The organism is Streptomyces sp. NPDC051064 (genome assembly GCF_044455985.1).
GTDB lineage: Bacteria > Actinomycetota > Actinomycetes > Streptomycetales > Streptomycetaceae > Streptomyces.
Window position 1 is genome coordinate 44,771 of sequence record NZ_JBITFK010000004.1, and the last position, 13,554, is coordinate 58,324.

General features: G+C 71.5%; 14 protein-coding genes. 7 read left to right on the forward strand and 7 right to left on the reverse strand.

Features of this window, described 5'->3' with window-relative positions:
* The first annotated feature begins 120 nt into the window (after nucleotides 1-120).
* Nucleotides 121-1,287: a threonine aldolase family protein gene (locus tag ACIBCU_RS15110; protein ID WP_399231729.1), complete on the forward strand. Its 1,167-nt coding sequence runs from the start codon at nucleotides 121-123 to the stop codon at nucleotides 1,285-1,287.
* Here the strand turns inward: ACIBCU_RS15110 and ACIBCU_RS15115 are convergent.
* Nucleotides 1,278-1,436, reverse strand: coding sequence for a hypothetical protein (locus ACIBCU_RS15115; RefSeq protein WP_399231731.1), 159 nt, complete (start codon nucleotides 1,434-1,436; stop codon nucleotides 1,278-1,280). The two genes, ACIBCU_RS15110 and ACIBCU_RS15115, sit on opposite strands and share 10 nt — an antisense overlap.
* Before the next feature lie 104 nt (nucleotides 1,437-1,540).
* On the opposite strand from ACIBCU_RS15115, the gene ACIBCU_RS15120 reads away from it, so the two are divergent.
* On the forward strand, nucleotides 1,541-2,653 hold the full coding sequence (locus ACIBCU_RS15120; protein ID WP_362927375.1) for a DUF5937 family protein: 1,113 nt from the start codon (nucleotides 1,541-1,543) through the stop codon (nucleotides 2,651-2,653).
* 54 nt (nucleotides 2,654-2,707) lie between these two features.
* On the opposite strand, the gene ACIBCU_RS15125 is transcribed toward ACIBCU_RS15120, so the two are convergent.
* Nucleotides 2,708-3,382, reverse strand: a complete 675-nt coding sequence (locus tag ACIBCU_RS15125; protein WP_362927119.1) for a response regulator transcription factor — start codon at nucleotides 3,380-3,382, stop codon at nucleotides 2,708-2,710.
* A 19-nt stretch (nucleotides 3,383-3,401) separates the two neighbouring features.
* Nucleotides 3,402-4,610 carry a sensor histidine kinase gene (locus tag ACIBCU_RS15130; protein WP_362927120.1) on the reverse strand — a complete coding sequence of 403 codons (1,209 nt, stop codon included), beginning with the start codon at nucleotides 4,608-4,610 and terminating at the stop codon, nucleotides 3,402-3,404.
* Nucleotides 4,611-4,706: 96 nt separating this feature from the next.
* Between ACIBCU_RS15130 and ACIBCU_RS15135 the strand changes: the two genes are divergently transcribed.
* Both ACIBCU_RS15135 and ACIBCU_RS15140 read left to right on the forward strand, forming a co-directional pair.
* A complete protein-coding gene (locus ACIBCU_RS15135) occupies nucleotides 4,707-5,705 on the forward strand; it encodes an SAM-dependent methyltransferase (protein WP_399231734.1) in 999 nt (332 codons plus the stop codon).
* Nucleotides 5,706-5,777: 72 nt separating this feature from the next.
* Nucleotides 5,778-6,920: an NADH-quinone oxidoreductase subunit D gene (locus ACIBCU_RS15140; protein ID WP_362927122.1), complete on the forward strand. Its 1,143-nt coding sequence runs from the start codon at nucleotides 5,778-5,780 to the stop codon at nucleotides 6,918-6,920.
* 38 nt (nucleotides 6,921-6,958) lie between these two features.
* Here the strand turns inward: ACIBCU_RS15140 and ACIBCU_RS15145 are convergent, their stop codons facing one another.
* From ACIBCU_RS15145 to ACIBCU_RS15160, 4 genes are all read right to left on the reverse strand, one after another.
* On the reverse strand, nucleotides 6,959-7,987 hold the full coding sequence (locus ACIBCU_RS15145; RefSeq protein WP_399231736.1) for a hypothetical protein: 1,029 nt from the start codon (nucleotides 7,985-7,987) through the stop codon (nucleotides 6,959-6,961).
* Nucleotides 7,988-8,113: 126 nt separating this feature from the next.
* A complete protein-coding gene (locus ACIBCU_RS15150; protein WP_399231738.1) occupies nucleotides 8,114-9,094 on the reverse strand; it encodes a glycine betaine ABC transporter substrate-binding protein in 981 nt (326 codons plus the stop codon).
* Between the two features lie 53 nt (nucleotides 9,095-9,147).
* On the reverse strand, nucleotides 9,148-9,825 hold the full coding sequence (locus tag ACIBCU_RS15155; RefSeq protein WP_362927125.1) for an ABC transporter permease: 678 nt from the start codon (nucleotides 9,823-9,825) through the stop codon (nucleotides 9,148-9,150).
* Nucleotides 9,826-9,828: 3 nt separating this feature from the next.
* Entirely contained in the window at nucleotides 9,829-10,548 is a 720-nt protein-coding gene (locus ACIBCU_RS15160) for an ABC transporter permease (protein WP_362927126.1), read from the reverse strand.
* A gap of 141 nt (nucleotides 10,549-10,689) precedes the next feature.
* Here ACIBCU_RS15160 and ACIBCU_RS15165 point away from each other — a divergent pair, with 141 nt between their 5' ends.
* From ACIBCU_RS15165 to ACIBCU_RS15175, 3 genes are all read left to right on the forward strand, one after another.
* Nucleotides 10,690-11,865, forward strand: coding sequence for an ABC transporter ATP-binding protein (locus tag ACIBCU_RS15165; protein ID WP_399231741.1), 1,176 nt, complete (start codon nucleotides 10,690-10,692; stop codon nucleotides 11,863-11,865).
* A 252-nt stretch (nucleotides 11,866-12,117) separates the two neighbouring features.
* Nucleotides 12,118-12,915 (forward strand): dihydropteroate synthase, encoded by a 798-nt coding sequence (gene folP / locus ACIBCU_RS15170; RefSeq protein WP_362927376.1) that lies wholly within the window; start codon nucleotides 12,118-12,120, stop codon nucleotides 12,913-12,915.
* Nucleotides 12,912-13,394 (forward strand): nuclear transport factor 2 family protein, encoded by a 483-nt coding sequence (locus ACIBCU_RS15175; RefSeq protein WP_362927129.1) that lies wholly within the window; start codon nucleotides 12,912-12,914, stop codon nucleotides 13,392-13,394. The genes folP and ACIBCU_RS15175 overlap by 4 nt, the downstream gene beginning before the upstream one ends.
* Nucleotides 13,395-13,554: the final 160 nt, after the last annotated feature.

The window sequence follows — 13,554 nt, forward strand, 5'->3', positions numbered from 1 at the left end:
CTGCATGCTACGCCAGCGTTTCGTCACGCACCCCGGCCGTCCATCCACAGCCTGTGGATAACTTCTGGCGGGGGAGAACCCGGGATGGGCGCCGTCAGCGGTCCGGGTGATGATCGTCCCATGGGAGACACCGAGGAGCAGAAGCAGCGACACCGCAGGCTGACCGCGTGGCAGCGGTCCGGAAAGGTGCTGGCGCGGATGTCCGCGGACCACACGCTCGCCGGCCGGCTGGCCGCCCTGGCCGCCGACGCAGGCACGGTCCACGACCTGGCCGACTGGACGGACGTCTACGGCGGCGGGGTCGTCGCGGAGGCCGAGCGGCGCACGGCCGGCCTGCTGGGCATGGAGGCCGCCGCGTTCTTCCCGACCGGGACGATGGCCCAGCAGGTCGCGCTGCGCTGCTGGGCGGGGCGCACGGGCATTCCGGCCGTGGCACTGCACCCCCTCTCCCATCCGGAGGTGCACGAGCGCGGAGCGCTCACCTCGGTGAGCGGACTGCGTACGGTGCATCCGACGGCCGAGCCCCGGCAGCCCACGGCGGACGAGATCCGGGACGTCCCCGAGCCGTTCGGCACGCTGATGCTGGAGCTGCCGCTGCGTGACGCCGGCTTCGTCCTGCCCTCCTGGGAGGAGCTGGAGGCCGCCGTGGCCGCCGCACGGGAGCGGGACGCGGTGGTGCATCTGGACGGGGCGCGCCTGTGGGAGTGCACGTCGCACTTCGGGCGCGGCCTGCCGGAGATCGCGGCCCTCGCCGACAGTGTCTACGTGTCGTTCTACAAGTCCCTGGACGGGCTGTCCGGAGCGGTGCTCGCGGGCTCCGAGTCCCTGATCGAGGAGGCGAGGACCTGGCGCCACATGTACGGCGGCCAGGTCTTCCAGCAGTACCCGGCCGCCCTCTCCGCCCTGCTGGGCCTGGAGCGGGAGCTGCCGAGGCTGCCGTCGTACGTGGCGCACGCGAAGGAGGTCGCCGGTGCTCTGGCGGACGGCTTCGCCGGATCGGCGGTGCCGTGGTTCCGGGTGCACCCCGAGCCGCCGCACACGCACCAGTTCCAGGTCTGGCTGCCCTACGCCGCGGACGTGCTGGACGAGGCGTCGGTGCGGCAGGCCGAGGAGACGGGCGTGACGCTCTTCCGCCGCTGGTTCGCGGCTCCGGCCGGGCCGCCGGGACTCTCGTTCACCGAGGTCACAGTGACGGCGCAGGGGCTGGAGTGGACGGCCGGCGACGTACGGGAAGCGGTGGCGGATTTCGTGGCGCGGCTCCAGGAGGAGGCGTCACCTCAGGAGTAGGGCGGGCGGCGCGCGGCCGTCCAGACACGGATGCGCCTGCGGATGGTGCGCAGGACCTCCCGGTCGTGCGCGCCGGGCGGCGGGGGCGGGCCCTCACCGTGCTGCGCGGCGCGGTAGCTGTCGAGCATGTGCTGCTGAACGGTGTCCATGAATCCAGCCTGACCCCGGCCCGGCGGGCCCGCCCGTGGATTGACGGCCGCAGTCAAGTGACGACGGCCCCCGCACCCGCACCCCGCACTATGGAGGGGTGAGTGTGCACATCGACATCGCCGGCCTGCCTCCTGAGCGCATCGTTTTCGAGACCTCCCCTCTCGCCGAGCTGGGGCTCGCCCTCCATGCGCTCTCCGAGCCCGGCCACCACCCCGGACTGCACGGCTGGGCGACCGCGACCTCCGCGGCCCTGGAACCGGACCTCGCGGACCGGCTCCACGAGGCGGAGTTCCTGTGGCGGAACACCTTCTCCGACGTCTTCATGCCGTTCGCCGGTGTCCGCGGCGGGGACGGCAGGACCGGCTCGACCCTCGCCGAGGACCTGGACATCCTGGACAGGCTCGACGACGAGCGGTTCGTCTCGGCCGCCCTGGAGTTCACCTGTGCGAGCCTTTACGGAACGGGAGCGCCCTCGCCGCTCACCGACGCCGGGATGCGGGCCCGCGCTCTCGACATGGCGGCGGCCAGGGGACCGAAGCAGCTCGACTTCACCCGGCAGCTGCTGGCCGACCCCGGCTCCGTGCGCGGCTGGGTCCGGCGCCTCTTCGAGGACTGCGACCAGGCCTTCTTCGCCGACACCTGGCGGCGAACCCAGGTCCAGCTGGTCGCCGACGCCCGGCACAAGACCGAGGTGCTGCGGCACAAGGGCGTAGGCGCGGCTCTGGGCGCGGTCTCTGCGGCCCTCTCGCTGGACGAGAGGACCGGCAGGATCAGCGCCGACAAGCTGACCACGGGCCGGACCGAGGCCACGGGATCGGCGGCCGGCACCGGCCTCACCCTCATCCCGACCAGCTTCGGCTGGCCGCATCTGATGGTGCTGCACGCTCCCGGCTGGCGCCCGGTGATCCACTACCCGGTGCACCGCCCCGAGCTGCCCTCCCCCGCCTCCGTCGAGCTGCTCCAGCTCCGGATGGAGGCGCTGGCCCACCCCATGCGGATGAGGCTCTGCCGCAACCTGGCCCGCTCGCCGTACACCACCGGTGAACTCGCCGACTCGCACGGCATCACGCCTCCCGAGGTCTCCCGCCACCTGGCGCTGCTCAAGAAGGCCGGCCTGGTCACCACCCGCCGGCGCGGCCGGTACGTCCTGCACTCGCTGGACCTGACGGTCGTGGCACGCCTGGGCAGCGACTTCCTGGAGGGCGTACTGCGGTGAACCGCGCGGGGTTTCCGGCCGACTCCCTTGTCCGGACGGCCTGCTGAGGAGCGGTCAGCCCGTCCCGCCGCCGGCCCGCACCAGCCCCGTCTCGTACGCGAGGACGACGACCTGGACCCGGTCGCGCAGGCCGAGTTTGGTGAGGATGCGGCCCACGTGGGTCTTCACGGTCGCCTCGGACAGCACCAGACGGGCCGCGATCTCGCCGTTCGACAACCCCTGCGCGACGAGCAGCATCACTTCGCGCTCGCGCTCGGTCAGCTTCTCGACATGCTTGTGCTGGGGTTCCTTCTTGCCGCTGGGCAGCATCGGCGAGAACCGGTCGAGCAGCCTGCGGGTCGTCGACGGGGCCACCACGGCGTCGCCGCTGTGCACCGCGCGGATGGCGGAGAGCAGCTCGCCCGGCGGCACGTCCTTGAGCATGAAACCGCTGGCGCCCGCCTTCAGACCGGAGAAGGCATACTCGTCCAGGTCGAAGGTGGTCAGGATCAGCACCTTCGGCGGTTCGGTCCGCGCGCAGATGCGCCGGGTCGCCTCGACGCCGTCCAGCCGCGGCATGCGTACGTCCATCAGCACGACGTCGACGGCCGTGGACCGCAGGACCTCGATCGCCTCGGCCCCGTCGCCCGCCTCCGCGACGACCTCCATGTCCGGCTGGGCGGCGAGCACCATCCGGAAGCCGGTGCGCAGCAGCACCTGGTCGTCGACGAGCATTACGCGGATGGCCATGAGGTGTCCTGTCCTTCTGTCACTGGTTGGCCGGCTTGAGCGGAAGCAGCGCGCTGATCCGGAAGCCGCCGCCCTGGCGCGGGCCCGCGTCCAGCGTGCCGCCGACCATGCCGACCCGCTCCCGCATACCGATCATTCCCTGACCCGCTCCGTCAGCGCCGCCGTCCTCGTAGAGCTCGTGCGGGGCGCCGCGGCCGTCGTCCTCGACCAGCAGGCCGAGACCGTCGTCGAAGTAGACCAGCCGCACGCTCGCCCCGGCGTCGGGGCCCCCGTGCTTACGGGTGTTGGTGAGCGCCTCCTGGACGATGCGGTACGCGGTCAGCTCGACCCCGCTCGGCAGCGGACGCGGAGTGCCCTCGATCTTGAAGTCCACCGCGAGGCCGGTCTCCCTGACCTTGCCGACGAGCTCCTCGATCTGCTCGACGTCGGGCTGGGGGACGTACTCCCCGCTCTCCGGGGAATCACCGGTCCTGAGCACTCCGAGCAGCCGCCGCATCTCGGCGAGCGCCTGGCGTCCGGTGCCGGAGATGGTCTCCAGGGCCTGCCGGGCCTGGTCGGGGGACGAGTCCATGACATACGCGGCGCCGTCGGCCTGGACCACCATCACCGAGACGTTGTGCGCGACGACGTCGTGCAGTTCGCGGGCGATACGGGCCCGTTCGGCGGCGACGGCGACCTTCGACTGCGCCTCGCGCTCCCGCTCCAGCCGGGCGGCCCGCTCCTCCAGCTGGCTGAAGTAGGCCCGCCGGGTGCGTATGGAATCGCCGAGCACCCAGGCCAGGACGAAGGGCACGGTCATGATGACGACGTAGCCGACGGTCTGTCCCCAGCCGCCCGTGGGGGCGTCGTCCTGCCAGCGCAGCCGCGAGATCCCCGCGGCGGCCAGGCTGCATCCGAGGGCGAGCCGGGACGCCCAGCGCTCCCCCACCGTGGCCACGGTGTACGTGATCACCAGCAGGGCGAAGTCCGCCACGTCCGGCCGCACCCCGAACAGGAGCTGGGCGAGCCCCATCAGGATCGCGAGCAGCAGCATCTTCTCCGGCGCGCGGCGGCGCAGCGCGACCACGGCGCACAGCCCGACCGCGATCGGCACCGCGGCGACGCGCTCCCGACCGCCGCCGACCTGGTCGGCCACGATGGACACGCCGGAGAACCCGAGGAGGAGGACAGCCCAGAGGATGTCGACGCCCGTCGGGTGTCTGCGGATGAAATCGTAGAAGCGCTGCACATTACCCAGCGTAGGGACGGCTGATCGGTGCCCGGGTCAGCCGGAGGGCCGATCCGGATCCTGGGACCGTACTCCCCAAGGTGGAGACTTGCCTATGTGACGTATGACTGGTGCCGCTGGCGGGAAGCCGCCGAGACCGCTTTGTACGGGGAAGAGGGCTTCTACCGGCGCCCGGAGGGCCCCGCGGGCCATTTCCGTACCTCGGTGCACGCCTCCCCTCTGTTCGCCACCGCCGTCGCCCGGCTGCTGGCCGGCACGGCACGGGAGCTGGGGACGGACTCGCTGGACCTCGTGGACGTGGGAGCGGGCCGCGGCGAGCTGTTGACCGGAGTGCTGGCGGCACTGCGGGACGAGGCCCTGGCCCCCGGCCTGACCGTACGGGCGTACGCCGTGGAGCTCGCCGCGCGCCCGCCGGACCTGGACCCGGACATCGAGTGGTGCGCCCGGCCCCCGCAGGGTGTGCGAGGGCTTCTGTTCGCCAACGAATGGCTGGACAACGTCCCGACGGACATCGCCGAGGCCGACGCCGACGGCGTGCCCCGCTACGTCCTCGTGCGGAGGGCCGACGGCACCGAGCGGCTCGGCGATCCGGTGACCGGGGCGGACGCCCGGTGGCTGAGCCGCTGGTGGCCGTTGTCACGGCCCGGCGACCGTGCCGAGATCGGGAGGCCGCGCGACGAGGCCTGGGCGGGCGCCGTCGCGTCGGTGGCCGCCGGGACCGCGGTGGCGGTCGACTACGCGCATGTACGGGCGTCGAGGCCGCCGTTCGGGACACTGACCGGGTTCCGCGGAGGCCGTGAGGTGCCCCCCGTGCCCGACGGGAGCTGCGACCTCACCTCGCACGTGGCCCTGGACGCCTGCGCAGTGGCGGCGGACGGCGTGGCCGAGCTCCTCGACCAGCGGACGGCGCTGCGGGAGCTGGGGATCAGCGGCGAACGCCCGCCGCTGGCACGGGCGTCGGCCGATCCCGTCGGCTACGTCCGGGCGCTCGCCTCGGCCGGGGAGGCGGCGGAGCTTACGGCGCGGGGCGGGCTGGGCGACTTCGGCTGGCTGCGGCATCGGGTCCCGGACCGTGAAGAGGGCGCCGGTCGGTGAAGAGGGCCGGACCGTGAAAGGGGCCCTGGACCGCGAAGGGGGTCCGGATCGGGAAGGGGGATACTGTCCCGCATGACGGAGACGACGATCGGCATCGGCGGCGCGGCGGAGAGCACCGACATGGTGCTGAACATCGGTCCGCAGCATCCCTCCACCCACGGTGTGCTCCGGCTGCGGCTCGTCCTGGACGGCGAGCGGATCCAGCAGGCCGAGCCCGTCATCGGCTATATGCACCGGGGCGCCGAGAAGCTCTTCGAGGCCAGGGACTACCGGCAGATCATCATGCTCGCCAACCGCCACGACTGGCTGTCGGCGTTCTCCAACGAGCTCGGGGTCGTCATGGCCGTCGAGCGGATGCTCGGCATGGAGGTCCCTGAGCGCGCCGTCTGGACGAGGACGCTGCTCGCCGAGCTGAACCGGGTACTCAACCACCTGATGTTCCTCGGCTCCTACCCCCTCGAACTCGGCGGGATCACCCCGATGTTCCACGCGTTCCGCGAGCGCGAGGAGCTCCAGGCCGCGATGGAGGAGGTCTCCGGCGGCCGGATGCACTACATGTTCAACCGGGTCGGCGGCCTCAAGGAGGACCTGCCCGCGGGATGGCTCGGCCGGGCCCGGGACGCGGTGGCGTCCGTGCGTTCACGGATGGACGTCTACGACCGGCTGGTGCTCGGCAACGAGATCTTCCGGGGCCGCACCCGCGGGGTGGGCGTGCTGTCCGCCGAGGCCGTGCACGCGTACGGGGTGTCCGGGCCGATCGCCAGGGCCTCGGGTGTCGACTTCGACCTGCGGCGCGACGAGCCGTATCTCGCCTACGGGGAACTGCGGGACACGCTCGAGGTCGTCACCCGGACCGAGGGCGACTGCCTGGCCCGTTTCGAGTGCCTCCTGGAGCAGACGCACAACGCCCTGGACCTCGCCGACGCGTGCCTGGACCGGATGGCCGACCTGCCGCCCGGGCCCATCAACCAGCGGCTGCCCAAGGTGCTGAAGGCGCCGGAGGGCCACACCTACGCGTGGACCGAGAACCCGCTCGGGATCAACGGCTACTACCTCGTGTCCACGGGCGAGAAGACCCCGTACCGGCTGAAGCTGCGGTCCGCCTCGTTCAACAACATCCAGGCGCTCACCGAGCTGCTGCCGGGGACGCTCGTCGCCGACATGGTCGCGATCCTGGGCTCGCTCTTCTTCGTCGTCGGGGACATCGACAAGTAGCCCCAGCCGCGCGGGCCCACCCGGAACGGGCCCTCCCGCTACGAGGAGATCGCGCTGCGCAGCTCGACGACGTCCAGCTGCTCCGTCTCGTCGTGCGCCGTCAGGTCGATGACCTTGCCGACGGCCCGGTTCTCGGCCGTGCCCGTACGGTGCGCCGCCAGAGCCTCCTCGCCCACCACGTCCGCGAGGTCCTCGTTCTGCACGGACTCGATCGCGGCGTTCGCCTTCTGCGTGCCGAAGAAGTCGAAGCTCCCCCGCGGGACGAGGTCGCGGCGCGCGGCGGCGTACGGGACGACGGCGGATGCCGCGGGTACGGCGCGGGGCGGGCGCACGGCTGCGGGGGACAGCTGCGGTGCGGTCGGGCCGGCCTGCGGACGGCGGTGCTGGAGGTCACCCGCTCCGGCGACCGCCGCGTGCTTCCCCTTCGGGCCGTCGCCCTCCGGGTCCTGTTCGACCGAGCGCTCGGCGATGTCGCGCTGCCGGGCCGGCTCGGCCGTGCGGCGCGCCTCCTGGAGCGCGGCGTTGCGGCCCAGGTCCTGCAGGGCCTGTGCGGCCCGCAGATAGGCGCCCGGAGTCGGTGTGGAAGGGGCGGGCAGCAGCTCGCGCGGTGCGGAAGCCTCGATGGCGAGCTGCCTGCGGCCCTCCAGGGCACTGGCCCGCTCCGTCTCGGCGTTGGCGTACCGGCGCAGCAGCGCGGCGTGTTCGCCACGCAGCCCGGCGAGCTCCACGCGCTTGCGGCGCAGCTTGGTCTCCAGCCGGGTGCGCAGTTCCCTGGATTCCTCGAGGTCCGCCTCGAGTTCGGCTATGCGCTCCTCGGTCTTCCACTCGTCGCTCGCCCGGGCGCGGTTCAGCTCCGCGACACGCAGACCCGCCGCCCTGTCCCAGCTGCGCATCAGCCAGGCACCGGTGACAGCCACAGCCGCCGTCACGGCCACCAGGACGCGCAGCGGCAGGGGTTCCCCGAGGAGCCAGGCACCGGCGGCACAGACGACCGGCACTCCGGCCACCACGGCGGGAGGCAGGATTCTGTGGAGGGGCGGTGAATGGCGGTGGCGTCCTCGTGGCATGGCCCGAAATTTACCGTGCGTACGAGTCACTTGGGAGACCGCCCGGCAATCTGTTCCCCGCCGGTTACCTAAGGGCCGCCGGTCCGGGTCGGGCGGGCCTCCCAAGTGGCCCTCGGACATGCCTTTTTACTTCTTGATCAGACCCTTCGACCGGAGATAGTCCCCGGCCGCATCGGCGGGCTTGGCGCGCTCCGCGTCGACCTTGCGGTTGAGTTCCGCGAGGTCCTCCGTGGTGAGTACGTCGGTGAGCTTCCCGAGCGCTTCCGTGATCTCCGGCGCGCCCGCGTCCTTGGCATTGAGAACCGGAAGGACGTTGTCCGCGTTCTGCAGCTTCTTGTCGTCCTCCAGGAACACCAGCCCGTAGGAGTCGAGCACCGCGTCCGTGGTGGTCGTGAGGACCAGCTGGTCCTCACCGTCCTTGACTGCCTGCTTGGACTGCGGCGTGCCGACGCCCTTGGGGTCGATCCCGGTGACGTCGATGCCGTACGTCTTCTTCAGGCCGGGCGCGCAGAACGGGCGCACCTCGCACTCGTCGCCCGCCGCGATCTTCACCTTGATCTTCGAGGAGCCGAGATCGGAAAGCGTCTTGAGACTGTTCTTCTCGGCGAATTCCTTGGACACCGCGAAGGCGTTCTGGTCGACCGCCTTCCCCGCCGGCAGGACCTTCAGTCCGAGCGGGGTGGCGAGCTTCTCCAGTGCGGTGACGGTGGCCGCCACGTCACCCGAGGCGACCGGCTTCGCCTCCGCCTCCTTCGCTCCGTTGACCTTGGCGTTGAGGAATTCCGCGAGGGTCGCCGCGTATTCCGGGACGACGTCTATCTCGCCCTTCTCCAGCGAGGGCTCGTAGAGTTCGCGGTTCTTCACCGTGGTGACCGACGTGTCGTACCCGGCGCCGCCCAGGACCTGGGCGTACAGCTCGGCGAGCACCTTGGACTCGGTGAAGCCGGCCGCGCCCACGACGAGCGACCCCTTCTCGGAACCGGCGCCGGCACCCGTGTCCGAGCCGCTCTTCTCCTTCTCCAGGCTGTCGCCGCCGCAGGCGGCGAGCGACCCTGCCAGCGCGACCGCTCCGATGACCGCACCCGCTATGCGCGAGGTCCTGCTCATGTTGTTCTCCGTCCGAAAAAAAATGGTGTGCACAGTCCGCAGAGTCAGCGCGCTCATACCACCGTCCGGCGGCGGCGCAGGGGCGAGAGCAGCCGGTCCAGCGCCACGAGAACGCCCTCCACCACCAGGGCCAGGAGGGCGACCAGCACGGCCCCGGCGAAGACCTGAGCGGTGTCGTAGGTGTTGAACCCGGCGGTGATGATCCGGCCCAGGCCGCCGAGACCGACCATCGCGGCGATCGAGGCGGTGGCCACCACCTGGACGGCGGCGGACCGGAGGCCGGTCATGATCATCGGGTACGCGAGCGGGAGTTCGACCCGCAGGAAGAGCTGTGGGCCGGACATCCCCATGCCCCGCGCGGCCTCCCGCACCGACCGGTCCACCTCCGTCATCCCGACGTAGGCGTTGGTCAGCAGTGGGGGCACGGCGAACAACACCAGGGCGATGACCGTGGGCAGGTAGCCGGAGTTACGCAGGGGCGTCATCATGAACAGGGCCAGCACCGCGAACACCGGGACCGCGCGCCCCACGTTGGAGATGTTGACGGCGAGGCCGCCCCCCTTACCCACGTGCCCGAGATACAGGGCGACGGGCAGGGCGATGAGGCAGGCCGCCGCGAGGGCGATCCCGCTGACGTACAGATGCTCGGCAAGCCGGTGCCCCGCCCCGCCGTCCCCCGACCAGTTGGCTCCCGTGGTCAGCCAGGTCCACGCCTCCCCGACGACTCCCATGGATCAGACCGCCTCCGTCTTCGCGATGCCCGCCCCGGCGGATGCCCCGGCGGGCATCCGTATCCGGGTCCAGGGCGTGAGCAGGCGTTGCACGCCGAGCAGCAGGAGATCCGCCGCCACCGCGAGCAGCACGCAGAGCACGGACGCGGTGAGCACCTGCGCCTTGAAGAAGCTCGGCAGCGCGTCCTCGATGAGATTGCCGAGGCCGCCCTTGCCGACGAGCGAGCCGACCGTCGTCAGCGCGACCGTCGACACCGTGGCGATCCGCAGCCCGGCCATCAGGGCGGGCAGCGCGAGGGGGAGTTCGACCTCCCAGAGGAGCCGGACGGGCCCGTACCCCATGCCCTCGGCGGCTTCCCTGGCCTCCTGCGGGACCGCTTCGAGCCCCGCCAGGATGTTGCGTACGAGGACGGTCAGCGAGTAGAGGACCAGGCCGGTGACGACGAGCGCAGCCGACAGGCCGAAGAGCGGCAGCAGCAGCGAGAACATCGCCAGCGACGGCACGGTGTAGAGCACGGTCGTCAGGCCCAGCACCGGGCCCGCGAAATGCCGGCCGCGGCGCGCGAGCAGTGCGAGCGGGAATGCCACCACGAGCCCTATCAGCACGGAGACCGCGGTGATCCAGACGTGCTGGACGGTCGCTTCGGTCAACTCATGGCTGCGGGAGCGCAGATACTCTCCGCAGATCCAGTCGTTCGCCACCAGGCAGTTCTGCTCGGCCATCCGCCCCCACCTCCTGTTTGCCCTCGCGATTCCACCCCGGGTCCGGTCCTGGGTGACCCTATCCCCGACCACCGACAATCGCCGAGGCTGTCGTATTCCGGCAACATGGCCTTCACAGAACCCGCGTCACAATGGGGAATCATGATCCGTTTCGAGCACGTCACCAAGCGGTACGAGGACGGCACCACCGCCGTCGACGACCTTTCCTTCGAGGTCGCCGAGGGTGAACTGGTCACGCTCGTCGGGCCTTCCGGCTGCGGCAAGACGACCACCATGAAAATGGTGAACCGCCTGACCGAACCGACCGAGGGCCGGATATTCCTCGACGGGGACGACATATCCACCATCGACCCCGTCCGGCTCCGCCGGCGTATCGGCTATGTGATCCAGCAGGTCGGGCTGTTCCCGCACAAGACGGTCCTTGAGAACACCGCGACCGTTCCCCACCTCCTCGGCTGGGGACGGGAAAAGGGCAGGCGACGCGCGGCTGAACTGCTGGATCTCGTCGGACTGGATCCCTCCGTTTATGGCGGCCGCTATCCCGAGCAGCTTTCCGGCGGTCAGCGCCAACGCGTCGGCGTGGCACGGGCCCTGGCGGCCGACCCCCCGGTTCTGTTGATGGACGAGCCTTTCGGCGCGGTCGATCCGGTCGTCAGGGAAAGGCTGCAGACCGAATTCCTGAAACTGCAGGCGCAGGTCCGCAAGACCGTGCTGTTCGTCACCCATGACATCGAGGAAGCCGTCCGTCTCGGCGACAGGATCGCGGTGTACGGGCACGGCCGCGTCGAGCAGTTCGACACCCCGGCCACGGTGCTCGGCGCTCCGGCCACGCCGTACGTCGCCGATTTCGTCGGGGCGGACCGCGGCCTGAAGCGGCTCTCGGTCACGCCCATCGAAGAGAGCGACCTGGACCAGCCGCCGGTCGTCCATCTCGACGATCCGCTGGCGAAGGCGACCGAGCGGCTGCGGGCGGACGGCGCGCGCTGGGCGGTCGTCCTCGACAGCCAGGACAATCTGCACGGCTGGATCCCGGCGGGCGACGGCGCGACGGCCAAGGGCACGGTCCGTGAACACGCCCGGCGCATGGAGGCCTGGCTCCCGCTCGGCGCGCCGCTCAAGCAGGCCTTCTCCACGATGCTGCAGCACGACGCGGGCTGGATCGCCGTCATCGACAAGGAGGCCACCGGACGCTTCCTGGGCGTGCTCACCCCTGCCCGCCTCCATGAGGCCCTGCGCCGCTCGATCGACGCGGACGCACAGGACGTGCCGCGCGCCGAGGTCGCCGTGGAGACCGTGGCGGGCGTCGGTTCCCCCTGAGCGCACCCGCGCCCCGCCGTCCGTCCGGCTGAACACGGTGCGGGCGGATCCCGAGGCGCGGGCCCCCGGCCGGGGCCTCGCAACCGCCCCGTATGGGACGCGGCCGGCAGGTTCGGCGGCGTCCGCCGATGTGCGTACCGGGCGCCACGGGCCGGGCGGGACCTCTCGGACACGGCCTAGGCTGGGCGCATGAGTACGTTGCGAGGGCGGGGCACGGTGCGGGGTTTCCCGGAGTGGGACCGCTGTGCGGTCATGGGGGTCGTCAATGTGACGCCCGACTCCTTCTCCGACGGAGGCCACTGGTTCGACACCACGGCGGCGATCAAGCACGGCCTCGAACTGGTGGCCGAAGGAGCGGATCTGATCGACGTCGGCGGCGAGTCGACCCGCCCGGGCGCGAGCAGGGTGGACGAGGCCGAGGAGCTGCGCCGGGTGATCCCCGTGGTGCGCGGACTGGCCTCCGAGGGGGTCACGATCTCCGTGGACACCATGCGGGCCGGCGTCGCCGAGCAGTCCGTCGCGGCCGGCGCGGTCCTGGTCAACGACGTGAGCGGTGGCCTCGCCGACCCGGACATGATCCGGGTTGTGGCCGACGCCGGAGTGCCGTTCGTCGTCATGCACTGGCGCGGCTTCAGCGAGTCGATGAACAGCCGCGCGGTCTACGGGGACGTCGTCGGCGAAGTCGTGGCGGAGCTCCAGGAGCGCATGGAGGCCGTGATCGAGGGCGGGGTGGACCCCGAGAAGCTGGTGATCGACCCCGGGCTGGGCTTCGCCAAGAACGCCGCCCAGGACCTCGCGCTGGTCGCGCACCTCGACCGCCTCCGCGATCTGGGCAGGCCCCTGCTCGTCGCCGCCTCCCGCAAGCGGTTCCTCGGCCATGTCCTGGCCGGTGAGGGCGCGGCCCCGCCGCCCGCCCGCGAGCGGGACGCCGCGACGGCCGCGGTCTCCGCGCTCTCCGCGGCCGCGGGCGCCTGGGCGGTCCGGGTGCACGCGGTACGGGCGACGGCGGACGCGGTGCGGGTCGCCCGCGCCGTCGAGGGAGCCGCGTGAGCGCCCCGCGGAACGAGCACGAGGAGGCAGCCGCCGACATCGCGGCGGTCGAGCAGGCCAACACCGCGTTCTACGAGGCGATGGAACGCGGCGACCTCGACGGACTCTCCGGGCTGTGGCTTCCCGGCGAGGACCTCACGGTGTCCTGCGTCCACCCGGGCTGGCCGGTGCTCACGGGCCGCGGCGAGGTGCTGCGGAGCTATGCGCTGATCATGGCGAACACGGAGTACATCCAGTTCTTCCTCACCGATGTCGGGGTCGCCATGACCGGCGACACCGCCCTGGTGACCTGCACCGAGAACATCCTCAGCGGTGGCCCTGCGGAGGAGGGAAACTCGCTCGGCCCGCTCGTCGGCCAGCTCGTCGTCGCCACCAATGTGTTCCGGCGCACACCGGACGGCTGGAAGCTCTGGTCCCACCACGGCTCCCCCGTACTGGCGGAAACCGGTGAGGAAGAGGACGAAGAACCTACTGCCTGAGCGGACGGAGCGGATTGCGGGGATTGGGCCCCCCGATCACGGGGTATACGCGGCTACCAACCCCCTGCCGGGCCGGTCCGCGCACCCGCGGGCGGGCTGTGTCGGTGCTCGCGGGTAGATTCGAAAGACGGCACCGCACCGCCCGCACGCGGCCAGGTGC